The following is a 26,813-nucleotide window of genomic DNA, read 5'->3' on the forward strand; positions in this document are numbered from 1 at the left end:
TGGATAAGCCTAATTTGTATCTAGTTTTACACTTAATAGTTAATTGCTTAACTATTTTCTCTCAATGCGAATTTGCCATCCTGCATGGCGCTTCGGGCATTTCTCCCCTACGTAGCAAACAGATGCTCACTCCTACAGGCATCAGTCGGCAGGCAAAGCTGTTTCATCGAGCAGTTTCGCTGTTTTGATCACGAGATCCATCAGCGTTTTGCGTTCTGCTTCATTCAGAGAGCTCATTAGCTCAGAGAGTTGATATTGATCCTGGGGTGCAATCCAGCTTAAGAATTGTTGCCCTTCTGGGGTCAGTTTTACCATGAGTGCCCGGCGGTCAGAAGGATGCACATCGCGTTCGACATAGCTGTCTTGCTCTAGCCCATCTAATAAGCCGGTCATGGCAGCGCGGGAAACGCCACACTGTTTGGCTAAAGACGACGGACTGGCACATAACTCAGGTTCAGTACTGAGATAGAGCAGAACGGCGAGCTTACTTTGCGAAATGCCTAGCTTTGCCGAATGCTCGTCAGTAATTCGCAGAACCATTCTGGCGATTCGAGCAATGATTGACGTGGTGTAAATTGCTCCTGCCTGGCTGGGAGAAGTCAGAGCCTTGTGGACAATTTCTGTGACCAATTCACCTAAAGTTTCTATTTTTTCATGCCGTTTAACATGGGTTTGGGTTGAGGTAGGCACCTCGACGTCGTTGGGTTGTAAGGCTTCCTGTCTGTACTGAGCCAATTCTTGCTCTAGCATTTGACTCACTTCAAATACTTGGGTCAGCGTGGAAAATGCTCTGAGTGCTGTAATTACCGTGATGAATAGCTTTTGGGAGGTCAGCTCTGTTTTTGTTTTGTAATCATCGATGCCATAGTTCACTGCCACCACATTTTCGGGTGCCTGTCCTGGCTGTCCGGTTCTCAGGATAATTCTGACGATTGGGTTTTCTAGCTCTTCTCGAATGTAGGGAATCACCTGCAACCCTGCATCTTCTGTTTCCATGACTACGTCTAGAAACACAATTGCCGTATCAGGATGAGCCTGAATCAACTGTTTGGCTTCTTGAGCAGAGTAGGCACTAATAAATGTCAATGTTTTATTTTCAAAGGTAAAGTCGCTTAGCGCCAGTTTTGTGACTTCATGGACTTCAACATCATCATCGACGATTAAGATTTTCCAGCTTCCATGCTGGCTTGGGTCTGTTTCTTCAGCAAAGAACACGATCTCATCTTCTTGAGCAAAGACGCATTCATCACTCGGAGCGTGATCACTCAGAGCATTAGATGAGGTTTGTGCGTTTTCCAGCATGAATGCTCCTTTAGTTGTTCGAGTCAACTTAAATTTATGAATCTACACTTCTGTGTTCAATAACTTGATGACAAACTTTGTCCCAATCCCTAGGCGACTTTCACACTGAATCGTCCCCTTCAGCTTTCGGGTCACTAGGTTGTAGACAATGTGTAACCCTAAACCACTCCCACCCTGTCCTCTTTTTGTGGTGAAAAAGGGTTCGAAGATTTTGCCCAGGTTTTCTGGAGCGATGCCACTACCGTCATCTGTGTATTCAAAAATTACCTGTTCCTTAGTTTGCTCAAAGCTCAAGATAATCTGTCCAGCTTCGCCAGGTTCGTAGGCGTGCAGCAGGGAATTCATGATCAGGTTAGTGACGATTTGGGAGAAGGCTCCGGGATAGCTGGTGAGGGTAAGATGGCGATCGCCTCTCACCTCAACATGATGCTTAGTAACCTTCAGTTTGGGGCTAAGCTGCAACAGAATTTCTTCGAGATAGTCTTTGAGGTTAAATACCCGTTTTGACTCACTGGACTGATCTACCGCAACCTGCTTAAAACTATGGATCAGTTCTGCGGCTCGTTCTAGATTTGAGAGCGTCATTCGACTACTCTGTTGGGCTAAATCCAAAAACTTCTCTAGATCCGATCGCTTCATAGTACCGCCTTTGAAGCGTTCTGAGAAAGCGATCGTTTTTTCCATCAGCAGGGAAGCGGCGGTTACACCAACTCCAATCGGGGTGTTAATTTCGTGGGCGATTCCAGCAACCAAACCACCCAACGCTGCCATTTTTTCAGTTTGAATCAATTGTGCTTCAGCTTGTTGCAGATTGTGCAGCGTTTGTTCAAGCTGTTTTGCTTTTTCTTGCAGCTGCGCTTCAGCCAGGTTGCGTTCCTGCACCTCTTGCTGAAGCTGAAGGTTGCGCTCATCCAGTTCTTCTTGCGCCAGTTCGCGGCTTTCCTGGGTCAACACCAGCCACCAAGCTCCGATGCCGATCAGTACCAGGAAGACGGCATACACTTCGATTAAGGTTGTGGTGAGCTGTTGAGCCGCAATGATAGAAATCTGGGGAACAGCGACGTGCTGATAATAGACCAGTCCCAGACTGATACCCACCAGACCCGATAGAGATAGGAACAGCGCCAGATATCTCAGCAGCCTTGCCCCTAAATGCGGCGATAGTTTGGACTGAAATAGCCGCGACCCTTTTGAAGTTTGAACGGTGGTTTGAGGAACGATTTGAGTTGCAGTTTGAGCGTCGAAAGCAGGTCCACTTTTGCTGGGTGCGATCGCTTTACAAGCATCGTGGCAACAGGCATCCAGGGTGCAACAGAGCGAACAAATTGAGTCCTGGTAAATTGGACAAAATGCCATATCCTGCGGCTCATATTCTTGCTCACAGATGCAGCAGTTCAGCGGATGAGTGGTTTCAGAATAAATGTCTGCACGAGCGATGTAATACTTCCCCTTGGTGAGAAAGGCGATCGCTGGAGCCAGTACAAACGCTAAACCTAAGGCAATAAAAGAGGCAAAAGCTTTTGCACCGATTCCAAACACGCCCATGAAAGCAGCCATTGCCACCAGTGAGGCAATCAGCATTGACCCCAATCCGACGGGGTTGTAGTCGTGCAGGTGCGCCCGCTTGAACTCAATATAAGGAGGACTTAGACCTAAGGGTTTGTTGACCACCAGATCGGCAACTAATGCCCCAACCCAGGCGATCGCCACATTTGAGTAAAGCCCCAAAACTGCTTCTAGCGTCGAAAATACGCCCAACTCCATTAGCAGGAGAGCGATCGCCACATTAAACACCAGCCAAACCACACGACCCGGATGACTATGGGTGAGCCGAGAAAAGAAATTTGACCAGGCCAACGACCCCGCATAAGCATTCGTGACGTTGATCTTGATTTGAGACAAAATCACAAAAAAGATCGTCACAGCTAGCACTACATCTGGGTTAGAGAAGACATACTCAAACCCGATCCAATACATTTGAGTTGGCTCGTTGGCTTTGGATAGACTAACTCCGTGGGCGATCGCCAAAGATGCCAAAAAAGCGCCGCCCAACTGTTTCGCGCAACCCGTCAGCACCCATCCCGGCCCAGCCACTACCACCGCGAGCCACCATTTACGCTTACTCGTTTCCTGCTGGTCGGGCAAAAAGCGCAGATAGTCTACCTGTTCGCCAATTTGGGCAATCAGTGAGACTGCGACAGTCGTAGCCGCTCCAAACAGCAGCGGGTCAAAGCCCGCACTACCTGCTTCCCCAGCAAAATGCACCCAGTTTGAAAGGGCCTCTGGTTCCTTGTAAATAATGCAGGCATAGGGCAAAACCATCAGCGTAAACCAGACCGGCTGACTCCAAAGCTGCAATTGGTTGATCAGCGTCACGCCAAAAAACACAAAAGGAATGATTACCAGAGAGCAAACGATGTAGCCAATCGATAGCGGCAGGTGAAAATACAGCTCTAGCGCTTGCGCCATGATGGCTGCTTCTAAAGCAAAGAAAAGAAACGTGAATGAAGCATAGATCAGCGACGTAATCGTTGAGCCGATATAGCCAAATCCAGCCCCTCGCGTCAGCAAATCAATATCAACGCTATATTTTGCGGCATAGTAGGCGATCGGCAGTCCCGTCAAAAAAATGATGACACCAGCGACAATAATTGCCCAAAAGGAATTCGCAAACCCATAGCTGATGACCAGTGACCCACCGATCGCCTCTAATGCCAAGAACGACAACCCACCACTAGCCGTATTCGCGACCAAAATCTCTGACCACTTGCGAAAAGATTTAGGCGCAAACCGCAAAGCATAATCTTCCAGCGTTTCGGTCGCGATCCAAGTATTGTAGTCACGCCTATCTTTAACAATCTTTGTCGTTGCAGGAAGCGGCATAGGAAGACATCAATGATGGACGAGATAAATGGAAGAGACAATCAGTTTAACTACAACCTAACGGAATATAGCTCTCATAACCCATTTTGGAATTTCTGCGTACTCCTGTAGAGGTAAATAGCTAGAGTCAAAATAGCAAGAATGTATCATAGGATACGTTTGCCGTGTGGGAATGCCTCTAACATCTGAGACAGGTTTGCTGGAACTCGCTTCAGATAGGACAAGAAGGTTTAAAACTGCAATGGCGGCAGGAAGATTCCTGTTGCTAAAAGTGAGATTCCTATTGCTATTGCGGTAGGGAGCTAATGCTGTTCAAGTCATTCAACGGTAAGTGATTCTAGTCGATGGCTTGCCCTAGTTCCTGCTAGAAGAATTCTCAGTTTGCTGATTTGCCTTAGATTGTCACATTCGCGAGGTTGCAGTATAGCGCTTCGCACACCGTCAATTCTTTCATCTGGAAGTTGTTGTTAAGGAGAACGCAATGGCTGAGTCGCGTAGTCCCCTGGTTCGGTTTGGCAGAATAGGCCGCCGTAAGTTTATCAAGTATGGTTCTTTGGCGGTCGGGGCGGGTGTGCTCTCTGCCTGCACTCGTGGTGGCGGAGATGTCACTACCAGTTCTGCTACTGGTTCTGGATCTGCGCCTTCAGGAGACGCTATCAAAGTAGGTGTAATGTATTCAACGACTGGCACTATTGCGATCGTTGAGAAGTCCCTGCAAGATGCTACTTTCCTGGCGATCGAGCAGATCAATCAGGGTACAGGTCCCTGGCAAGGCAAGCAAGGCGTCGCGGGTAAGCAAATTGAGATGGTTGTGGTTAACCCCGACTCCAACTGGGATTTGTATAACCAGATGGCTAAGCGCCTCATCGATGAAGACCAAGTATCTTGCGTCCTGGGATGTTATACATCAGCCAGCCGTAAATCAGTGCTGCCCGTATTTGAAGAAAAGGACGCCATCCTTTATTACCCGGTTTACTACGAAGGAAATGAGTGTAGCTCTAACGTCTTCTACACTGGAGCCGCACCCAACCAGCAAATCACAGACTCTATTCCCTATTGCTACGAAAACTTTGGACCCAAAGGCTTCTTCATCGGTTCTGACTATATTTACCCTAAAGAGAGCAACCGAATTGCGAAGGCAGAACTGGAAAACCAGGGTGGACAAGTGGTCGGAGATGAATACGCAGCACTAGGAACCACTGAGTTCATCACCATCATTAACAAGATCAAACAGGCGCAACCTGACTTTGTCTTGAGTAATTTGGTGGGTGATAGTATTCCCGCATTCTACAGACAGTTTAAGGATGCTGGAATTACCCCCGATCAGATTCCCATCATGGCTTACCCCACCACAGAGGAAGAAATTCAGGCAATGGGGCCGGAATACGCTGAAGGACACTACAGCAGCTTCAACTATTTCCAAACAGTAGATACGCCTGAGAACAAAGCGTTTGTGGAGCAGTTCAAGGCTAAGTTTGGTGACAACCGAGTCACCAACGGAGTAATGGAAGCGGCTTACCTGCAAACCTTTTTTATGGCTCAGGCAATGGAGCAAATCTTGGAAGCGGGTGAGGAGATCACCACTGCAACCTTAAGAGAGGCAACTCGTGGGCAAGAGTTCAATGCACCTCAAGGTAAAGTCAAGATTGATCCCGACAACTATCACACTTACCTCTACTCTCGGATCGGTAGATGGCAAGCAGACGGTCAAGCGGAAATTGTATTCGCAACTCCTGCTGCAGTGAAGCCGATTCCCTGGAGCCAAGCGCTCTATAAAGGTCGCCTTTGCGTTCACCCTGCTCCCGACGATCGCTCTGACCCAACCCAAGAAACAGGCAATGATCTACCTGTTGAGTATCTAGAAAGTTAGGAGCTTTTAGCTTTTTAAGTTCAAAGCTCTGTCCAGGAAGGCAAAGCTTGAGTTGAGTTGATGTCATAGGCAAGTTGAGGTTTACTGGGAATGCTGGATTTTAATCCAATACAAGCTCACATCTTCTATCTGGCACAAGAAGCGACAGCCGCGACAGATACCGCCGCCGGGGCTAACTTTTACACTTTTGCAAACCAGTTGCTGAATGGCATCGGGATTGTTGGAGTGCTGCTGTTAACCGGACTGGGTTTGGCTATCACATTCGGCGTGATGCGAATCATTAACCTGGCTCATGGTGAATTCATCATGCTAGGTGCCTACGTGACGTTTCTGATGCAGTCTATTTTTCAGATGGACTTGCTGCTAACCATTCCCTTTGCCTTCTTGGGAACAGCTTTGATCGGAGCACTAACTGAGTTAACGGTGATTCGTAGGCTATACGGTCGCCCCCTTGAGACGCTGCTAGCGACGTGGGGGTTGAGTATTGTGATCCAGGGGGTCGTCAAGCTAATCTTCTCGGCGCAACTGAAGTATGTGAAATCTCCACCTTACATATCCGGAAACCTGTCGGTGATTATGGGACAAGATGGGACACCGCTAGTCTCAATTTCCTATTACCGCATGTTTATTATTGCAGTTGCCCTTCTGATGTTAGGAATCACGCTCTACCTGCTCTACCAAACTCCGCTGGGTCGTCAGGTTAGAGCGGTAGCCCAAAACCGGGAGATGGCAAAGTGTTTGGGTGTGAATACCAGCCTGATTGATTTACTGACTTTTGCTTATGGTTGTGGGCTGGCTGGCATTGCAGGAGCGGTCATTTCTTCGCTTAAGAGCGTTTCTCCACCGATGGGGCAGGACTATTTAGTGGATGCGTGGATGGTCGTGGTGACTGGAGGAGTCGATAAGCTAATTGGAGTGTTGGCAGGGTCGTTCTTGATTGGTGAGGCAAATGCAGCGATCGCCTTTATGCTGAATGATCCGGTTGCCAGGGTAATTGTATTAGCCGCTGTGATCGTGTTGATTCGCTATCGTCCAGAAGGATTGTTTACCGTACAGAAGCGGGCTTGAGCTTGAGTCGGGGCGATCATGGCGATCGCCCCAAAGTGAATTGGTATTAGTGGAGCCAGACTGATGACGCAGGTTTTGGATGGAGTTCAGCGTTCTACAGTTCCGGTTAAGTTATTTATAACTGCTGGAATCGTATTTCTCATCTTTTTTATTCTGCCATTTCTCGTAGGTGTGTTTCAGACAGCCCTAATCTCTAAGCTGCTGCTGTTTGGGGCACTAGCCATCAGTCTAGATCTGGTATGGGGATTTACAGGGATTTTGAGCTTTGCCCACGGAGTATTCTTCACCTTGGGGGGATATGCCATGGCGTATTACCTAAAGCTCAATCTTGCAGCAGCCAACAACAACTACGGCGGTGAGTTACCCGACTTCATGGTGTGGAACGGACTGGAGCAGTTACCCTGGTTTATTGCTCCGCTCAAGTTTCTCCCCATTGCAATTTTGGCAATGGTATTAGTGCCTGCTGCATTTGCTTACATCATTGGTTGGTTTATCTTTCGCTCCAAGGTCAGCGGCGTATACATCACGATCATTACCTTGGCAATTTCGTCAGCGCTGACTACACTGTTTATTAGTCAGCAGGCCTACACGGGTGGGACAAATGGCATTACTGATGTTGCCATCCTGTCGCTGGCAGGTATTGATATCACTGATATCAACCTCTACTGGGTCATTCTAATTTTCACCACACTGGTGTTAGCCGGAAGCTGGTGGCTAACGAAGTCTAATTTGGGACTTATCCTCCGCTCAATTAATGAGAATGAACGCCGCATTTCCTATTTGGGATATGACGTTGCGAGTTTCAAAATCTTCATCTGGACGCTGTCAGCGGCGATCGCAGGTATTGCCGGAGGACTGTTTGTTCCCCTTAACCGATTCATCTCGCCTGTCTACCTGGCAGTAGCATTTGGTACTCAGGTGGTGATTTGGGTCGCTATTGGCGGTCGGGGTACACTGGTTGGTCCTCTGATTGCAGCCCTGCTGCTGGGTCAGGTGCAGAATTCCGCAGAGCGAGTCACTCAAGATTGGCAGTTGATCGTTGGGGTGTTGCTACTGGTCGTTGTTTTGTTTTTGCCCAAGGGACTGATGGGCTTAGTGCCAGAGCGCATCGGTTTTAACAAATTGCTTGAATCACCTACTCCCAATCCCTCTGCAGGTTATGTTCGAGCCGGATTGTTAGATTGGTTTACCCCGCTACAGGGAGCACTTAGAAGCATGCAGGGATGGTTCTCCAAGGATCGTGACCGTTAACTTGGGATTGAAAGCCTGGTAAGTGTGGCATTAAAGGATAAAAAGATGAATGCAGTCCTCTCGGTTAAGGATTTGACGGTAATTTTCTCAGGATTCCGCGCCCTTAAAGGCGTCACCTTGGATGTGGGCGATCGCGAGATTGTCACCATCATTGGCCCCAACGGTGCAGGTAAAAGTACTTTACTGGATGCCATTGTAGGGAAGTCTCCTGTTGCTTCGGGACACGTTTATTATCAAGGACACGAAATTACCAACAAAAGGCCTCATGCAATAGCTCGTCTAGGAATCGGGCGTAAGTTTCAAAACCCCAATGTTTATAACGAGTTGACAGTATTTGAAAACATCCTACTCGCGCTCAAAGGTTCTCATGGAATCCTTGCTTCAATCACGGTCAAATTAACCCGTGCTAAGAAGGAGAAAATTGCCTGGGTTCTAGAGCGAATTGGGCTGTTGGATAAAGCCTTTCTCAAGGTTTCTTCGCTGTCTCACGGCCAAAAACAGTGGGTTGAAATTGGCATGGTAATTGCTCAAGATCCTTCCATCATTTTGCTAGATGAGCCGACAGCAGGAATGACCTCGGATGAAACTCATTTGACCGGAGAAATCATTAGAACGATTTCTAAAGATCACTCAGTGGTGGTCATCGAGCATGACATGGATTTCGTCAAGCAAATTGCTCAACGAATTATTGTATTACACCAGGGCGAGAAGCTAGCGGAAGGCTCCGTTACTGAAGTGCAAAATAACTCTAAAGTTGTGGAGGTTTATCTGGGTCGTGAAAAAATCGATATCGCCGCTGCTTGAACTCACGGATGTCACCGCTGGTTACGGGCAAACTCCTGTTCTCCTGGATATCAACATGCAAGTTGATAAGGGCGACATGGTTTGCATTTTGGGACGCAATGGAGTTGGTAAAACCACGCTCCTACGCAGCATTATCGGCTTGAACAAGGTCAACAAAGGCAGCATCATTTTTGATGCGGATGACATTACAAAAACTCCGACCTATAAGCGTAGCCGCTACGGAATTGCCTACATTCCCCAGGGACGGGAGATTATTCCCTACCTGACGGTGCTGGATAATCTCAAACTCGGTTTGACTGCTAATCGAAACAAGAAAACTGCCAATCTTTTGGAGGAAGTATTTGAGTTCTTCCCCATGTTGAAGCAGCATCTTAAGCGTCAGGGAGGTCTTTTGAGCGGTGGTCAACAACAACAGTTAGCGATCGCCAGAGGACTTATGTCTGACCCACAAATGATCTTGCTCGATGAGCCAACCGAAGGGATTCAACCCTCTATTGTCCAAGAAATTGAGGCAACTCTGAGGAGAATCAACTCCGAGAAGGAGATTACCGTCATGGTTGTTGAGCAAAAGATTGATTTTGCGAAACAGCTTGCTCAACGGTTTTTCATGATGGAAAAAGGGGCTGTAGTGGCTCAAGGTAACACCAAGGAACTGGACGAGACACTAGTGCATCGTTACCTAGCGGTTTAACTCTTCGCTCACTCATTTGCTCAATTTGTTAGCTGGGCGATCGCTAGAGTTACATCTCTGGTAGGGTATGAAACAGTCTGCTGTAGTAGTGCGGCAAGTCTAAAGCGTTGGATTCCGCTCTGCTCCACCCAACCTACGCAGATTATAGATGGTAGAACTGTAGGTTGGGTGAAGCGCAGCGGAACCCAACACTTTCTCGACATGCTAGTAGTAGGCTAGTTGTCCTATTGAAACTAAGTCGCAGCGTTTTTCTTGAAGATAATAAGTCCGAAATAAAGCACATGTCAGATGCAGAGTTTCGGGCAATTATCATCTATTTGGAGACCCTTTGCCGGAGGTAGAATTAATTCGGTTGATACACCATTCATTGACAAATCTGTGAAAGAACTTCTGGCTAGCTAATCCTCTCTCATACAGCAAATTAATAGATGAAATTAAACGTGGCAGATGGTTTTTTTCAACATCTAGAAATCATTGCTTAAGTGTTTTATCTCAGTAAAGCTTTTGCCTCAAATACGACAGCTTTTACACTTATTCCATTATTTAATATTTTAATAAGCAGCAACTTCAAATGAGCTGCAAGATATTTATCTCAAAAGTATTTCTCTTCCTTTAACTCACCCCCGCAAAGCAATTAAACTTACTTAAATCTCATCCTGAAGCCTTACTTTAGTGGCATAGTAGCGTAGGTTGGGTGAAGCAAAGCGTAACCCAACTGAATTCGAGCAAGCATTAGGTTTCACGTTTTTCTATCCAAATTACACTAAGAGATCTGTTAGCTAGTTAGCTCATCTCTAGTTTATTTCTGAAAATAGTTCATAAATATCCAGATGAAACTTGAAACTAAAAAACTGTTTCAAGAAAAGCTTTTATTGGCTGAGTAGAGGGCTTTCTTAATACATTCATTTGTTTTTATAGCATCAAAATTTTGTCTAAAAAACCTTTGTTTTAAACCTTTGAAACAATAAATAGGTGTGTTATTGTTCATACATTCATTGTGACTCTCTAAAGTTAATTCAGTGAAGTAAAGGAGTGTTCCATGCCTGAAGTTTTATTTAAGGTTGATCTCACTAAACCGATGGATCAACAGGAGTTGCCTGGACATAACCGCTGGCATCCTGATATTCCGGCTGTTGTTTCAGTGAATCCTGGTGATGTCTTTAGAATTGAGTGTAAGGATTGGACAGACGGGCAAATCAAAAATAATGACAGCCCAGATGACATTCGAGATGTTGATCTGACTGTTGTTCACGTGCTGAGTGGACCAATTTGGGTCAATGGTGCTGAGCCAGGAGATATTTTGGTCGTTGACCTACTCGACATTGGCGCTTTACAAGGCGATGAGTGGGGCTTCACAGGTATTTTTGATAAGAAGAATGGTGGCGGATTTCTAACTGACCATTATCCCAATCCAGCAAAAGCAATTTGGGATCTCCAAGGGATTTATACCTCTTCTCGCCATATTCCAGGAGTTAAGTTTGCAGGAATTACTCACCCTGGTTTGATTGGCTGCGCGCCTTCCCATGAACTGTTGTCAACCTGGAACAAGCGAGAAACAGAACTGGTGAATACGGCTCCCGATCTGCGTACTTATGGCGCAGGGCTTTCGGGAGATCAGCCCGTTTTAGCAGCGTTGCCTAATCCTACTAATGCAATCTTGGGACAGTTGCCTGCTTCTGAGTACGATCGCGTTGCTGCTGAGGGAGCCAGAACAGTTCCACCTCGCGAACATGGCGGCAACTGTGATATCAAGAACCTATCGAAAGGAACGCGGATTTACTTCCCGGTTTATGTAGAGGGTGCCAAGTTATCAATGGGCGATATCCATTTCTCTCAAGGGGATGGAGAAATCTCTTTTTGTGGGGCGATCGAAATGTCAGGTTACATCGACCTGCATGTCGATATCATCAAGGGCGGCATGGAAAAATACAACATGGTCAACCCCATCTTTAAGCCCGGCCCTGTAGAGCCACGTTATTCTGAATATCTGGTGTTTGAAGGGATTTCTGTAGATGAGTTTACGGGCAAGCAGCATTATATGGATGTCCATATTGCCTATCGTCGAGCCTGCTTGAATGCGATCGAATACTTAAAGAAATTTGGCTACACGGGTGAGCAAGCTTACCTGCTACTCAGTTGTGCGCCTGTTGAGGGTCGTGTTAGCGGAATTGTTGATATTCCCAATGCTTGCTGTACGTTAGCAATTCCCACCGAGATCTTTGACCAAAACATCCTGCCGACCTAACACAGCTCTAAATCGGTTGTAAGACGAGCGGGTTTTGGTGTTGCACATTTAACGAATGATTTTCGTAGGGGCACGGCAATGCCGTGCCCCTACAGTGGGCAATTCACATGTTAGGAATTTCTGCATCATTCTCAATTTGTGCAATGCCGGGTTTTAAATACGCATTGTCTCCAGCAATTCCCATTTGGAGGCAATGTATTTACAAGTGATTGACATTTCAAGCGATTAGACTTCCTACCTACATCAATTTTTGAAGCATGAATGGTAGCGCGATGTCTCACTACCACTCACCCAGGAAGTCTATTGGATAGTTGCAAAAGACCACCGTAAAGAGGTTTTGACCTATGCCCCTGTATGAGTTTCGCTGTGAGGAGTGCGGGCTTTTTGACGAATGGCGTGCTATGTCAGAGTGTAATGCTCCGGCTTCTTGCCCTTCTTGCCAAAAGCCTGGACGACGAGTTTTTTCTGCCCCTATGCTGCTTTCTGGCTCTTTGCGGCTCAAGCGTGAAAATCCAGAGCCGCAGTTAGTGAAGCGACAAGAACCAAAACCTTCTAAGGTTAAAGATCACAAGGGAGGACGACCTTGGATGATTAGCCACTGATGTTTGAATGAATTACCCTGCTGATATTTTGCTAGAAATACAAGGGGCCGTTCACGGCCCCTACAGGAATTTGTGATTTATCCAGGTAGAGATTGCTGTAGGTTACTGGAACTGTGTGTCGGTGATACGTGTGGGACTAGAAACGGTTTTTTGTAGGGGAGATCGCCAACAGAGATAAAATAAGGGACCAAACAAAGGCACCAGTGCCACTGCCCAAAAAACAGCACGATTAGAAATGCCTCGTCGTGCCATATCATCGTCAAACAGGGAAGTAATCGGAAAAACCAGGCACATCAGGCAAAAGTCGAGAGAAATGAGATGGACAAAGTCGCGGGTTTGGAACTGCTGTACGAAGTCTGCCCAATCTCCAGCGATGAGCGCGTAGGCAATGAGGGCGATCGCCGTGAAAAGCAACATAACGCCTGTTGATCTTCGTTCTAACCAGGCTAACCACTTGTCCATCGTGCCGTTAAAAGTTTGGTTGCGCTGACGCAACAGCAGGTAAGGTAATAGGCAAATGACTCCTGTAAAGTTTGAGCCAATAAAATAAGGCCAGACGCGGAAGGGTTGCATTCGACCATCGACAAACATCAAACTGGCATAGATGAGCGGCCAGACCCCCATTAACCAGAAGATCGATAGCAGATAGGCGTTAATTTCTCCCCAGCGAAACGTAATCAATCGATATCCCACGTCCCAGGTGTAGGAGCGATCGAGGGGAGCAAGCCAAATTGTATAAGCAACAAAACCTATCCAAATCATCCAAAGTACAGCTTTCCTAACCATATGCTGTTTTTTTACGTTGCCCGACCCCTCCAGTGTCTATCCAACTCAATGGATGGAACTCTATCTGTGGAGTAGCTTCAGCGCATCCTCTATGAACGCTTTCGTACCGACATACTGGTGCAGCGATCGCCCTTCTAAAAGCAGAGAAGAACTGGGCGATCGCACTTCCGGATTGGTATTTCTCGAAGAATAGTGCGCATCTGCAAAAAGGATGATTTTTAATCATTCATATAGTAGGAAGATCTATTTAGGGTGTAGTACTAGTCGTAGAGACAAATTTTGTATTCAGATTGCTGCTTGAGCGATCACGCACTTTGTGGGGTGTAGTATTGGTCTCGAGCGTTTTCGTATGAGCAAAATTCGTCCAAAAGCGTTCAGTCGTATGGGTTTATATTGATTCACCTTAGAATTCTTAAGAAATTTTAAAAGATAGAGAAACTGTTCCGTTCTGACAGTGGACCTTATGTAGAACCGACTTATTGCCTCTTATTAACAAAGAGATTTTTTATGAAGAGTTTTGATGACTTGCTCTCCTCTAGCACGTCTGGTTTACCTGCACTTGAACCCGGAGAAAACGTCTTAACAGGTTCTCGCACAGGCTTGAATCACGCTACTGAACCTAGCGCTTTGTTTACCCCGCTGAGTGATTTTAGTCATAAACACTCATCGTCTTCGAGTCTAAAAGCTACTCCACGAGACGAAGTTATTTTTAACCAACAGGTTGAAATAGGAACTTTTGCCAGTGACGTTCAAACTTTAGGAATCACCGGGAATGCATCCACTTCAAAGGTGGTTAATGGGAGAAGTATAGCTGCACTTAGCCAGGGAGCAAACAAGGCAGGAAAAGACTCCTTAACTGGCATGGCGACTGACAGTGCCTTGCTGAGCAGGGATAGTAACCTCACAGTCCGGGGCAGAAGTGACAGCCTGGCGGCAGCAGTCCGACTTCCAGATCTAGTCGGCACGATTGAGCGAGTGATCGTGCCCAGAACGATTGACCCGAAGAAAAAGGACGATAAAGGGCAAATTAAGGTCGATATCACAAATCGGGGTAGCTTGAGAGCCAGAGGTTTCCTGAATGTCAGTATCTATGCCTCACCTGACCCTGTGCTGAGTGCGAGTGACCAGCTTTTAGATCAGGTAAACCGGGGGAATGTTCAAATCCAACCCAACAATACCCGCAAGTTTACTTTCGATTTCACGAATCCTGCCGGGGTCGCGCCGGGAGCCTATTATCTGATTGTCAATATTGATCCAACAGGTAGGATCGCCGAGAGCAACGAAACCAACAATGCTGCAAACAAACGGGTTTCTGCAAACGGAACTGATGTAGTGCTGGACTGGAACGCCACGCTCTTGAATGCGATCGTCACCGAGAGGTCATCTCCTCCAAGCGCATCACGGAGTATGGCAGTTCTCCATACTGCTATTTATGATGCGGTCACGGCCAACTCAACTCGAACTGTATCGCGTGAAGCTGCGGTCGCAGGTGCAGCGCATCAGATTCTAATTAATCTCTATCCCAATCAGACCGCTATATTGAATGAACAACTGACTATGTCTTTGGCAGAAATTGCCAATGGTGCGGCTGAAACGAACGGCATAGCTCTAGGTCGCTCTGTTGCAGATGCAGTGTTAGCAGCGCGACGCAATGATGGTTCAGCAGTCCCAAGTTCCTACATCCCCGGAACAGCGCCTGGGAGATGGCAGCCCACGCTACCCGGCAACCAGCCCGCTTTATTGCCCCACTGGGGTAATGTTACACCCTTTGTCATGAGGAGCGGTTCCCAGTTCCGTCCAGAGGGGCCGCCTGCACTAAGTAGTGCTGAATGGGCCGCAGAATTCAACGAGGTCAAGACGTTAGGTGGCGTTAGCAGTACTGTTCGTACTGCGGAACAAACTGAGATTGCTAACTTTTGGGCTGATGGCGCGGGCACATTTACCCCACCTGGTCACTGGAACCTAATCGCTGAACAGCTTTCAGTGGTTAGAAGAAATACCTTAGTAGAAAATGCTCGCTTGTTTGCCATGCTCAATGTTGCAGAGGCTGATGCGGGTATTGCCGCCTGGGATGCTAAATATATCTATGATCTCTGGCGACCGATCACAGCTATCCGTCTAGCGGATCAAGATGGCAATCCCAATACGGTTGCTGATCCAACTTGGACTCCGTTGGTCATAACACCCCCATTCCCTGAATATGTGTCGGGGCACAGTACCTACAGTGGTGCTGCGTCTACCGTGCTTGCGTCTTTCTTTGGCGACAATACCCCGTTTGAAACCACTTCCATTGGGCTACCGGGTGTAGTTCGCGCTTATAGCAGCTTCTCGCAGGCGGCAGACGAAGCAGGGATGAGCCGAATCTATGGCGGCATCCACTTCCAGTCTGGCAATCAGGATGGTTTAGTAATGGGTAGAGCGTTGGGCAGATATGTGGTTGAGCGGTACGCCGTGACTTAGGGAAAAGACCTCCTGCATGAATCATTGAGGTACGAAGGGGGTAGCGCGGCTTCGCCGCGCTACCCCCTTCACATAGGAGTTCTACTGTGCGTCCCAAATCTTAATGGCATTGTCCCGACTGCCGCTGACCAGGGTTTGCCCATCTGGGCTGACTGCAATGGATAATACCGAATCTAGATGTCCAGAGAGGGTACGGAGTGGCTGTCCAGTATGTATATCCCAGAGTTTGATGGTGTTGTCTTGATGGCTACTGATCAGGGTTCGTCCATCTGGGCTGATGGTCAGCGATCGCACCAAACCTGATTGGTCAGATAAAGTACGCATGACTCGCCCCGTTTCAAGATCCCAGATCAGGGTTTTGTCTGCTCCACCACTAATCAAGGTCTGCCCATCGGGGCTAAAAGCGACAGATTCTACTGCTTCTGCATGTTGGGCAAGGATGTGTACCCGTTTTTCCGTTTGCAAATCCCATACTCTGATAGTTTTGTCCTGACTGCCGCTAGCTAAGAGCCTTCCATCGGAACTGATAGCAACGGATTGAATCTCCCCGGTGTGCCCCATAAAATTGCAAAGGAGTTTCCCTGTGGCCACGTTCCACACAAAAACTGTTTGATCTCGATCTCCGGTAGCAAGCATCTGCCCATCAGGGCTAAACGCAACGGATTGAACCCAGTCTGGGTGATCGAGAGTGCGAATGAGTTCGCCGCTCTGCAGATCCCAGAGCTTAACCGTGTTGTCTCGACTGCCGCTAGCTAACAACTGACCATCCTGACTGATCGCAACAGAAACCACCTCAGCATCATGTCCTGATAAGGTACGAAGCAAATCCCCTGTCCTTAAATTCCAAACCTTAATAGTTTTGTCTTCGCTGCCGCTAACAAAAGTCTCACCGTCAGAACTGGTGGCGATCGCGGAGACTGGTCCCGTATGCAACGCTAACGTGTTGGCAAGAGCAAACCTTTGAGCAGAGGGGGCAATGACACCAGGAACAGTTTGAGCCGTAGTGGTGAGATTCGACGTAGATTGCACCCAGTATCCATAACTAGCTAGCCCCACTGCCAGCGTTGCCCCCACTGCCGCCCAGCGGCTACTCAAAACTCTTTGCACCCCCTGATTGCCAGTTTTGCTAACTGTTTTTTTACTGGGATCAACTACTGTTGCAGTCAACCAGTTCCAATCCCGTAGAGTAGGGCCTTGCAAAATCTGCAAATCAGCTAGTACTTCCTCCACAGACCGATAGCGGTCTTTGAAGTGAGTTCGCACCATTTTGTCGATGATGTCACCTAGCCTTCGCTTTACTTGAGCGTGCTCACGCCAAATCACTTCGCCCGTCTTAGGATCGTCCTGCAACTCCTGGGGAGATAGACCCGTTAGCGCTTGAATTGCAATCATCCCAACGGCATAAATATCACTGCTAAAGCGAGGCTTACCTCCCTGCTGTTCGTTTGGCATATAGCCTGGCGTACCTACGGCGATCGTTGCAGTTGTGTCACCCTGGCTCTTGGCACTAACGATTTGCGTGCTGATTTGCTTCACTGCACCGAAATCAATCAGCACAATTTTGTTGTCTTCAACCCGTCTAATCAAATTACGCGGCTTAATATCTCGATGAATCACACCTTCCTGATGTACATATTCAAGGACGTGCAAAATATCTTCTAGCAGAGCGATTACCCATTCTTCAGGAAACTTTTGACCTCGAACCAACTCGTGTCCGAGGTCTTTCCCCTCGATGAATTCCTGAACCAGATAAAACTCCTTGTCTTCCTCAAAGTGCGCCAAAAGCCTTGGGATCTGGTTATTCCTACGACCTAGCTCATAGAGACTTGCTGCCTCAGCATCAAACAAACGTCTGACGGTCTTGAGAATCAGGCTGTCTGCAGCCTGTGGTGCCTTGAGCCTTTTGACAACACAGGAAGGAGTCTTAGGAAGCTGTTTATCTACCGCTAGATAGGTGTCGCTGAACCCACCGCCGCCTAAGCGCCGAGTAATTGAATAGCGTCCACCTAATGTCTTGCCAATCATGATGATCACATGGTTTTGCGAGATCTCTGCTTACTTCATTAAATGCCTTTCCAACGTTGATTCTCTAGTTCCGGAGACAGAGAAAAAGTTATGGCTATTTGCTTTGTGTGAGTCTAGAAGAAGAGAAAACGTACGGTCTAGGAAGCTCAGAGCTAGGTATATCAAAGCTCAGAGGATTGTAGAGGTTTGCAGAAAGCCATTCTCAATTTTGACATACTTACGGCTTTAGCATGTCAAAATATTTGTCCGGACTCTAAAGTATGACGACTGTTCAACTCACTAAAATCTAACTTGCGACAAGCTGTCAATTTTCTGTGGATGCGTTGCAATAATCAGAACGTTCACGTTGAGAAATTGTATGGCGATCGCCCCTTATCAGCTTGGCTTCTCAGCTGCTCATCATGAAGATGAGACTGGCCCGCTTCCGATTCAAGGAGCTATCCCTGACTGGCTGAGAGGTAGCCTGATTAGAACGGGTCCTGGAACTTTTGAGGTTGGCAAACAAGCTTATCATCACTGGTTTGACGGACTCGCGATGCTCCGCAAATTTTCCTTTGAAAACGGAAAAGTTTCTTTTGTCAATCGGTTTCTTGAAAGTCAGGCTTACCAGGAAGCTAAAGCCAAAGGCAAAATCAGCCGAAGTGAGTTTGGAACTACGGCTCGCCACTCTTTGGTTGAGCGGATTCGCGACCCATTCCCACGCCTCACCGATAACGCCACCGTCAACATTACCGTGCAGGGCGATCGCTTCATTTCGGTGACTGAATCTCCCATGCCGATTGTCTTTGATCCGAAGACGCTTAACACAGTTGACCGATTTAATTATCAGGATCAGGTTCCAGGGCAAATTACCACAGCTCATCCTCACTTTGACTTTCAGGAAAATGCAGTCTACAGCTATTTAGTCAATCTGATTCCCCAATGTAGCTACAGCATCTACCGGATGGATGCTCACACCAATCAGCGTGAGTTAGTTGGCTCTGTACCCGTGAAGCGCCCAGCTTACATGCACACCTTTGCCATGACAGAGCACTACATCATCCTTGCAGAATTTCCGCTCTTATTGAATCGCTTGAGTCTGCTATTGAGCGGTAAGCCAATCATCGAGAATTATCACTGGAAACCAGAGCAGGGAACTCGCTTTTTAATCATCAGTAAGGAGGATGGCAAAGTCGTTCATACGTGTAGAAGTGAATCATTTTTTGCTTTTCATCATGTCAATGCTTTTGAGCAAAATCACGAAATTGTGGTGGATCTGGTTGCCTATTCCGATCCCTCAGTGATTCAATCTTTGTACCTGGAACCACTTCTGCATCATCCCGATCAGGTGATTGCCGCAGGAGAACTGAGGCGTTATTGTCTACCATTGGATAGTTCAACAGCAAACTATAAAATACTGACTTCAGAGCCGATCGAGCTACCTCGAATCAACTATCAACGGTGCAACGCTCACGATTATCGGTTTGCTTATGGAGTTGGAAGCTCTCAATCCGGTAACTTCACCGACCAGCTTGTCAGAGTCAACGTCGAGGATGGCAGCTCTAAAATTTGGCGATCGCCCAACTGTTATCCGGGTGAACCCGTATTTGTTGCAGCACCCAATGCCTCAGCAGAAGATGAAGGAGTAATTCTATCCGTGGTGCTGAATGTGCACACAGAAAACTCATTCTTGTTAGTGCTGGATGCTCAGTCATGGGATGAGCTGGCCAGAGTTGAGCTGCCCTATCACCTTCCCTTCGATTTTCATGGGCAATATTTTGAGGCGATCGCACCCACAGAACGAGCTCATCTGCATCGTTGAACCTTAGTTTGAAAGTTTGAAGAACCGTTTAGCGGTGGCAGTGGTAGCTTGGGCAACTTCCTCAGCAGGTCTGGCGATCGCGACTGCAACGGTTTGCAGCACATGGGGCAAAAAGGCTGGCTCATTGCGCCCTCCTTTCGGCTTCGGACGTAGCGTTCTGGGAGTCAGGTAAGGGGCATCCGTTTCCAGCATCAGCCGATTTAAGGGGATCAATCGCATGAGTTCCTGGAGATGCAGTCCCCGTCGCTCATCGCAAATCCAACCCGTGATGCCAATGTGTAAATCCCAATTCAGGTATGTCTTCAGCTCATCTCCATCGCCTGTAAAACAATGCACCACCGCTGCGGATAGCTGATCCCGATAAGGCTTGAGGATTTCCATAAAGCGCTGGTGGGCATCCCGCTCATGCAGAAATAGAGGCAGCTTCAGTTCACACGCCAATTGCAGTTGTGCTTCAAACCATTGCTCTTGCTCAGGACGAGGAGAATAATCGCGGTTAAAGTCCAATCCACACTCACCAATGGCTACGACTCCAGGTTGAGCAGCCAACTCTTGCAAGCGGAAAATGGTTTTCTGATCGCAGTGACGCACATGGTGAGGATGTACCCCTGCCGTCGAATACAAGGTTCCAACATATTGACTGGCAAGCCTCTGAGCCTCCTGGCTCCCCTCAACCGTGGTACCCGTGAGAATCATGGTGCGAACTCCAGCGGCGATCGCCCGATCAATCACCTGTTGGCGATCGGCATCAAAAGCAGCATGGGTTAAATTCACGCCAATATCAACCAATGACATCGCCAACCTAATTCTCCCAATAATTTCCCTGTTTATAGTAATAACGTTTCTCTAAAAAGAGCTACAGATAGAAGGGCATCCCGCAAAGCGGGGTGCCCTTCTATCTGTAATTTTGGAATTGGTATAACTGCTGTACCTTAAAAATAATGAGGCAATACCGATTTAAATAGATTTCACGACACATCAGCTCCTTGTAAGGGCGAATGGCTATTCGCCCCTGCGGGCATCTGCATCCTTTTCAAATCAAACTGGTATAAGAATCCACAAATGAAGTACTCCGATCTCAAAGGCATTTTTGCTGAGGAACAAACCAACCGAGGTCTGCTGGTTATTGGAATCGATCGCGAAGGTCGTCGAGTGGAAGTCATATTTCATATCTCTACTGAATCAAAAGCAGATTGGGAAGCGATTAGTGCTAGATATTTGTAGAGAGTTGAGGGGCAATCACAGTATCAAAATAGGAAGCGATCGTTTGCCGAAGACTTGTAAATCTTAATGAGTTCTTAAGGTTAAAAAACTTTGTTTTAATGTACTGATATAGCTCATCATAATTGAAGCTAATTGTGCCATCCGGTAAGTTGAGAAGTTTGATAATTGCTGTTCAGTTTCAGACTACACTTGTTGGATCAAGAGGTAACTCTTCATGCGAGTTAGCAGTATTGTCTGAAGGCTCAGGGATTAAAACATGAGGCTTGCTGCACTACATTCAGCATATGATTGAAAAGGTCTTAAAGCATCGTCACCCTTTCGATAGAACTATGAGCTTCAAAAATATGAAAAAATTTTCATATATGTACTAATGTTTCTAAGCAAAAGATATTCGAAACTTTGATGCAACACGATCGCCTTTCAACTGGAGTTCCAGGATTAGATGAGATTTTATATGGTGGTTTAATTCCTCAACAGGCTTATCTTGTACGGGGTGGCCCTGGTGTAGGGAAAACGACACTGGGGCTAGAGTTTTTATCAGCAGGTGTAGCGCAAGGAGAAAACAGCCTCTTTATCGTTTTGGGCGAGGCTGAGTCACAAGTGCGGACGAATGGTAACCGTCTGGGGTTTAACACCGAAGCCATTACGTTTCTTGACCTTAGCCCCAGTTCAGATTTTTTTACGGAAGTCGAAACCTACGACATCTTTTCCCCCGCTGAAGTTGAGCGGGAACCGACCACCCAAAAAATTGTGGAGCAGGTCAAGCAGCTTCAACCCAAGCGTGTGTTTATTGATGCAATGACCCAGTTTCGCTACCTGGCAACGGATGTCTTTCAGTTTCGCAAGCAGGTGCTATCGTTTTTGCGGTTTCTATTAGAGCAGGGCGCGACCGTCCTGTTTGCCTCTGAAAGCAGCCCGACCATGCCAGATGACGACTTGCAGTTCATGAGCGATGGCGTGATCGAGCTTCAACAGACTAATGGCACCCGTTGCCTGATGGTAGTTAAGTTTCGAGGATCTGGCTTTCGGGCAGGCGCTCACACGTTTCGTTTGCTGGCTACAGGTATGGAAGTTTTTCCCCGGCTTCAGCCTGAGGCGTATGAGCGAGATTTTAAGATGGAGGCAATTCCTTCAGGGGTGCCAGAACTCGATGCATTGCTCGATGGCGGAATTGAACGGGGAACAGTGACGATTTTTACGGGACCAACTGGAGTCGGGAAGACCACAATCGGCGTTCAGTTTATAAAAGCCGCTGCGGAACGAGGAGAGCGATCGGTGCTTTACGCCTTTGAAGAGCAGGTCAGCATGGTGCTGCATCGGGCAGAAGCAATTAGCATTCCAGTGCGGGGGATGGTTCAGCGTGAAACCTTATCGATTGTCGCCGTTGAGCCGCTACAGTTTAGCCCAGACGAGTTTGCTAATTTGGTGCGGCAGGAAGTGGAGCAAAAACAGGCGCGAATTGTCATGCTCGACAGTATTGCAGGCTATCGTCTGTCAGTACGAGGAGCAGATTTGGTTAGTCATCTCCATGCGCTGTGCAAATATTTGCAGAATGTAGGTGTCACGGTAATTTTGATTAATGAAACTGAGGGAATCACTGGCGATTTTCGCGCTACTGAGATTGGCATTAGCTATCTGGCAGACAATATCGTGTTTTTGCGCTATCTAGAGATGCAGGGAGAAATGCGTAAGGCGATCGGTGTACTGAAAAAGCGACTATCTAACTTTGAGCGCACGTTGCGTGAACTGGATATTACTTCAGATGGCATTCAAGTTGGGCAACCCCTATCGCAACTTCGAGGCATCTTGAGGGGTGAGCCAGAACAGGTAAATAACCAGTGTGACTGATGAAGCCCTCAGACCTCTAATTCTGGCTGTCGATCGCAACCGCCGCAACTTAGAATTGCTTACCCAGGTTCTAGCACGGCAGGGCTACCAGGTTCTGTCCAAAATCAGTCTAGAGGAGGTGGAAGAAGCTATGAATACTACCACTACAATCAAGCTGGCATTGGTTGATATTTCTGGATTTGATGCCAGAATTTGGAAACTGTGTCAGCGGCTGCGAGAACAGGGAATTCCTTTTCTTGTCATCTCACCCCAACACCAGGCAGCCGTTCAACAAGCTAGTGTTACTCATGGCGCACTAGGGCTGTTGGGAAAACCTCTGATCATGCGGGAGTTCTTGCAGTTAATTCAAAATTTGCTGAAAGGATCGGAATGAGTCGAATTTTGCTGCTGTTAGAACACCGTGAAAATCGTCGGCTCTTATGCGAGTGGCTAGAACCCCGTTATGACATGCTTGTGCCAGATTGGGATGCCAAGACCGTGAGTGAATCACTGGTGTCTCAACCCTTTGATCTGTGCATTATTGGAGCCAGAGCTTTAGACCAACTGTGGCAGGCTGTACAAGCCAGACGAACTGCCGAGAGTCCCGTTTTGCTACCGTTTTTGTTAGCAACGAGTCGGCAAGATGTGAAATATGTGACGCGGCAACTGTGGCAAAGCATTGATGAACTGATTACCCAACCGATCGAAAAAGCTGAATTACAGGCACGGGTCGAGATTTTGCTGCGATCGCGCCAACTTTCACTGCAATTGCAAACCGCAAACCAGAAGCTAGAACAGCAAATGGCCGCGCGGCAGCAAGCCGAGTCCAAGCGCGATCGGGCAATCCTGGCTCGAAATGATAGCGAAGATCGATTTCGCCAGATGGCAGAGACGATTCAAAGTGCCTTCTGGCTGCTCGACCTGCAAACGCAGCAGATGCTTTACCTGAGTCCGGCGTATGAGCAAATTTGGGGCCGGCCGCGTGAGGAACTGTACGCCGATTACAGGGTGTGGATGCAAACCATTCACCCAGACGATCGCGAGCGCATCCAAATGGCACTTGACCAGGGTCCTACCAGCGATAGTCAAGATGACGAATACCGGATCATTCGTCCTGATGGTTCAATTCGGTGGGTGCGCGATCGCTGCTTTGTATCTCGTAACTCAGATGGAGAGCCCTATCAACTAGCAGGAGTCACCGAAGACATTACCGACCGCAAGCAGACAGAAATTGCCCTGCAAAAGAGCGAACAACGGTATCGAGACTTAGCTGAAGCAATGCCTCAAGTAGTTTGGCTGATGCATCCAACGGGGACAATGCAATACTTCAATCAGCACTGGTATGACTACACCGGATTGAGCGAAGCAGAGTCAATTGGTTTTGGTGGCATCGTATCCGTTCACCCTGACGATCGCGATCGCACCATGCAAGTTTGGAGACAGGCGATCGCCACTGGAAACTCTGATGCAGTAGAGTATCGCCTGCGCCGTTTTGATGGCATCTACCGCTGGTTTATCAGTCAAGGAGTGCCGCTGCGCGACAGCCGGGGAACAATCACCAGTTGGATCGGCACCATCACCGACATTGATCACCAAAAACAAATTGAAGCAGCCTTGCGCGAACGAGAGGCACAACTGCAGTTTGTGCTTGATTCCTCGCAGATTGGAGAGTGGGAATTGGATTTAACGATTCCGTCACGCACTTCTCGGCGATCGCTGCTGCATGACCAAATCTTTGGTTACGAAACACTGCTGCCAGAATGGAATTATGGAACCTTTTTGAATCATATTCATCCAGACGACCGAGCGGACATCGAGCTGAAGTTTCAGCAAACACTCTCGACTTATGAAGATCTGGATTTTGAATGTAGAATAACTCGGGCTGATGGTTATCCCGCTTGGATTGCGATACGCGGCAGCATCTATCAAAACATACAGGGTCAACCGACCCGATTAGTCGGAATCATTACAGACATCACAGATCGGAAACAAGCTGAAGCCGAACGAGAACAACTGCTGCAACGAGAACAAATCGCACGGGAGACTGCCGAGCAAGCCAACCGGATTAAAGATGAGTTTTTGGCAGTGCTATCCCATGAGTTGCGATCGCCCCTCAACCCCATTCTGGGTTGGGCAAAACTTCTGCAAACGCGTGAGTTTGATGCAGCAGTGCTCAAAAAAGCTGTTGAGACGATTGAGCGTAACGCCAAGCTACAGGCACAACTTATTGAAGATTTGCTAGATGTTTCTCGAATTCTGCAAGGCAAAGTCAGTTTCAATACGATCCCGATCAATCTTGTCACTGTAATCGAATCATCCATAGAAACAGTCCGTTTAGCCTCAGAGGCAAAAATGATTGAAATCCAAACGGACTTTGATGCTTCTACAGGAGAAGTCTTAGGAGATCCTAACCGCTTACAACAGGTAGTTTGGAACCTCTTATCCAATGCAATTAAATTCACACCTGAAGGTGGGCGAGTAGAGGTAAAACTGGAGCAGGTACAGGAAGGTCAGGATGCAAGACAAGGGGGTAAAGAAGTGAAGACAGTGACCTCCTTGCCCTTCCATTCCTCTGTTCAACTCACCGTGAGTGATACGGGCAAGGGAATTAGCCCTGATTTCTTGCCTCATGTGTTTGACTACTTTCGTCAGGCTGACAGTAAGACCACTCGTAAGTTTGGTGGCTTGGGCTTGGGCTTAGCGATCGTTCGTCATCTGGTAGAGCTACACGGTGGAACAGTCTGGGCAGAAAGCCTGGGGGAAGGACAGGGAGCAACGTTCATCGTCAGACTACCGTTACTTAGTAGAACTGAAAAGGGATCAAAAACCGAGGATACAGCCTTCACCATTGATCACTCATCATTTAACGCACCTCTCACTAACCTACAAATTTTAGTGGTGGATGATGATACAGATACTCGTGACTTTTACACGGTTGTCCTCAAACAAGCAGGGGCGAGCGTAACGGCTGTAAGCTCAGCAGAGGAAGCCTTACAGGTATTAGCTCAGCTTAAGCCCAATATTCTGTTGAGTGACATTGGAATGCCAGATATAGATGGCTACATGCTAATCCGTCAAATTCGAGATATGGAAGCGCAAGATAAAACGATGCCAGCGATCGCGCTCACTGCCTATGCCGGGGAGCCTGACCAGAAACAAGCGATCGCCGCCGGTTTTCAGCATTACATGTCTAAACCGATCGAACCTCAGGAACTTGTTAAAGCAATTGCCAATCTAACCAGTGAAGCCCTGCATGAATGCGATTAGGAGCAGACAAGGCATTAGAAGAGCCTAGTATGTCGTAGGTTGGGTGAAGCGAATGCGTAACCCAACAGAATCTAGGTAAGTGTTGGGTTACGCTCTGCTCCACCCAACCTACATTAGAAGATTTGTCAGTCAATTAGGAGAAGCAGGCAAGGCATTAGGAGTCTCTAGTGTGAGTTATACCAATTCTTCAAAGTAAGGCTACAGATGGTACAAAGCTTTTGATGGGTTCAAAGACGAAGGATGGCAGGGGTATACAAGCTAGAGATTGGTGAGAGTGAGGAAGACCTCAAAGGGTTACTGAGAGAGCAGAAAACTGCATCAGGCAAAGAACGGATACAACTGCTGTATCTGCTCAAAAGTAGGCAAGCGGCAACGATACAGCAAGCAGCGCAATTGCTTGGACGCAACCGGGTCAGCGTTCAGAAGTGGTTACGGCGCTATCGAGCAGGAGGACTCAGCGAGATGCTGGAGAAAAAGGAACCCTGCGGTCGCCCCCGTGCGATTCCAGCTTGGGCAGAAGCGAGTCTGAAAAAGCGGTTGCAAGAGCCTGAGGGGTTTGATGGCTACGGAGCAATTTGTGATTGGTTCGAGACACAGTTGGGGGTTGAGGCGAAGTACAAAACGGTGCATAAACTGGTGTACTACCGCCTCCAGGCATCTCCTAAAGTTCCTCGTCCGGTGAGTGTAGAACAGTCGTGTGAGCGGAT

19 protein-coding genes are annotated in these 26,813 nt (G+C 47.6%); 14 read left to right on the top strand and 5 right to left on the bottom strand.

Annotated elements, in window-relative coordinates:
- Positions 1-141: 141 nt before the first annotated feature.
- Positions 142-1,302 carry a MarR family transcriptional regulator gene (locus H6G00_RS31840; RefSeq protein ID WP_190799803.1) on the bottom strand — a complete coding sequence of 387 codons (1,161 nt, stop codon included), beginning with the start codon at positions 1,300-1,302 and terminating at the stop codon, positions 142-144.
- Positions 1,303-1,344: 42 nt separating this feature from the next.
- Positions 1,345-4,185, bottom strand: coding sequence for an ATP-binding protein (locus H6G00_RS31845; protein ID WP_190799804.1), 2,841 nt, complete (start codon positions 4,183-4,185; stop codon positions 1,345-1,347).
- 481 nt (positions 4,186-4,666) lie between these two features.
- Between H6G00_RS31845 and H6G00_RS31850 the strand changes: the two genes are divergently transcribed.
- The 7 genes from H6G00_RS31850 (at position 4,667) to H6G00_RS31880 (ending at position 12,716) form a co-directional block, all read left to right on the top strand.
- Complete coding sequence (locus tag H6G00_RS31850) at positions 4,667-6,055, top strand: ABC transporter substrate-binding protein (RefSeq protein WP_190799805.1); 1,389 nt, start codon at positions 4,667-4,669, stop codon at positions 6,053-6,055.
- A gap of 90 nt (positions 6,056-6,145) precedes the next feature.
- Positions 6,146-7,123, top strand: a complete 978-nt coding sequence (gene urtB / locus H6G00_RS31855; protein WP_190799806.1) for an urea ABC transporter permease subunit UrtB — start codon at positions 6,146-6,148, stop codon at positions 7,121-7,123.
- Between the two features lie 63 nt (positions 7,124-7,186).
- Positions 7,187-8,374, top strand: coding sequence for an urea ABC transporter permease subunit UrtC (gene urtC, locus H6G00_RS31860; protein WP_190645336.1), 1,188 nt, complete (start codon positions 7,187-7,189; stop codon positions 8,372-8,374).
- A gap of 45 nt (positions 8,375-8,419) precedes the next feature.
- A complete protein-coding gene (urtD, locus tag H6G00_RS31865) occupies positions 8,420-9,178 on the top strand; it encodes an urea ABC transporter ATP-binding protein UrtD (protein ID WP_190645335.1) in 759 nt (252 codons plus the stop codon).
- Positions 9,150-9,869 (top strand): urea ABC transporter ATP-binding subunit UrtE, encoded by a 720-nt coding sequence (gene urtE / locus H6G00_RS31870; protein WP_190645334.1) that lies wholly within the window; start codon positions 9,150-9,152, stop codon positions 9,867-9,869. Before urtD ends, urtE begins: the two co-directional genes overlap by 29 nt.
- A 1,039-nt stretch (positions 9,870-10,908) precedes the next feature.
- Positions 10,909-12,114, top strand: a complete 1,206-nt coding sequence (gene fmdA, locus H6G00_RS31875; RefSeq protein ID WP_190799807.1) for a formamidase — start codon at positions 10,909-10,911, stop codon at positions 12,112-12,114.
- Between the two features lie 344 nt (positions 12,115-12,458).
- Positions 12,459-12,716: a zinc ribbon domain-containing protein gene (locus H6G00_RS31880; RefSeq protein ID WP_190799808.1), complete on the top strand. Its 258-nt coding sequence runs from the start codon at positions 12,459-12,461 to the stop codon at positions 12,714-12,716.
- A gap of 102 nt (positions 12,717-12,818) precedes the next feature.
- Here H6G00_RS31880 and H6G00_RS31885 read toward each other — a convergent pair whose 3' ends face one another.
- Positions 12,819-13,478, bottom strand: a complete 660-nt coding sequence (locus tag H6G00_RS31885; protein ID WP_199318837.1) for a hypothetical protein — start codon at positions 13,476-13,478, stop codon at positions 12,819-12,821.
- A 531-nt stretch (positions 13,479-14,009) separates the two neighbouring features.
- Between H6G00_RS31885 and H6G00_RS31890 the strand changes: the two genes are divergently transcribed.
- Entirely contained in the window at positions 14,010-15,962 is a 1,953-nt protein-coding gene (locus tag H6G00_RS31890) for a CARDB domain-containing protein (RefSeq protein WP_190799810.1), read from the top strand.
- A gap of 81 nt (positions 15,963-16,043) precedes the next feature.
- On the opposite strand, the gene H6G00_RS31895 is transcribed toward H6G00_RS31890, so the two are convergent.
- Entirely contained in the window at positions 16,044-17,987 is a 1,944-nt protein-coding gene (locus H6G00_RS31895) for a serine/threonine-protein kinase (RefSeq protein WP_190799811.1), read from the bottom strand.
- Positions 17,988-18,345: 358 nt separating this feature from the next.
- Between H6G00_RS31895 and H6G00_RS31900 the strand changes: the two genes are divergently transcribed.
- Complete coding sequence (locus H6G00_RS31900; protein ID WP_190799812.1) at positions 18,346-19,788, top strand: carotenoid oxygenase family protein; 1,443 nt, start codon at positions 18,346-18,348, stop codon at positions 19,786-19,788.
- 3 nt (positions 19,789-19,791) lie between these two features.
- On the opposite strand, the gene H6G00_RS31905 is transcribed toward H6G00_RS31900, so the two are convergent.
- Positions 19,792-20,583, bottom strand: a complete 792-nt coding sequence (locus tag H6G00_RS31905) for a TatD family hydrolase (protein WP_190799813.1) — start codon at positions 20,581-20,583, stop codon at positions 19,792-19,794.
- A 267-nt stretch (positions 20,584-20,850) separates the two neighbouring features.
- Here H6G00_RS31905 and H6G00_RS31910 point away from each other — a divergent pair, with 267 nt between their 5' ends.
- From H6G00_RS31910 to H6G00_RS31930, 5 genes are all read left to right on the top strand, one after another.
- A complete protein-coding gene (locus H6G00_RS31910) occupies positions 20,851-21,012 on the top strand; it encodes a hypothetical protein (RefSeq protein ID WP_190645327.1) in 162 nt (53 codons plus the stop codon).
- Between the two features lie 402 nt (positions 21,013-21,414).
- Positions 21,415-22,860, top strand: coding sequence for an ATPase domain-containing protein (locus tag H6G00_RS31915; RefSeq protein ID WP_190799814.1), 1,446 nt, complete (start codon positions 21,415-21,417; stop codon positions 22,858-22,860).
- On the top strand, positions 22,853-23,233 hold the full coding sequence (locus H6G00_RS31920; RefSeq protein ID WP_190799815.1) for a response regulator: 381 nt from the start codon (positions 22,853-22,855) through the stop codon (positions 23,231-23,233). The genes H6G00_RS31915 and H6G00_RS31920 overlap by 8 nt, the downstream gene beginning before the upstream one ends.
- Positions 23,230-26,106, top strand: coding sequence for a PAS domain-containing protein (locus tag H6G00_RS31925; RefSeq protein WP_190799816.1), 2,877 nt, complete (start codon positions 23,230-23,232; stop codon positions 26,104-26,106). Before H6G00_RS31920 ends, H6G00_RS31925 begins: the two co-directional genes overlap by 4 nt.
- 240 nt (positions 26,107-26,346) lie before the next feature.
- Positions 26,347-26,813: helix-turn-helix domain-containing protein (locus tag H6G00_RS31930; protein WP_190799817.1), on the top strand; the 467-nt coding region annotated here is incomplete at its 3' end.

It is taken from the genome of Leptolyngbya sp. FACHB-541, from assembly GCF_014695875.1.
In the GTDB taxonomy this organism is placed as follows: domain Bacteria; phylum Cyanobacteriota; class Cyanobacteriia; order Elainellales; family Elainellaceae; genus JAAUTN01.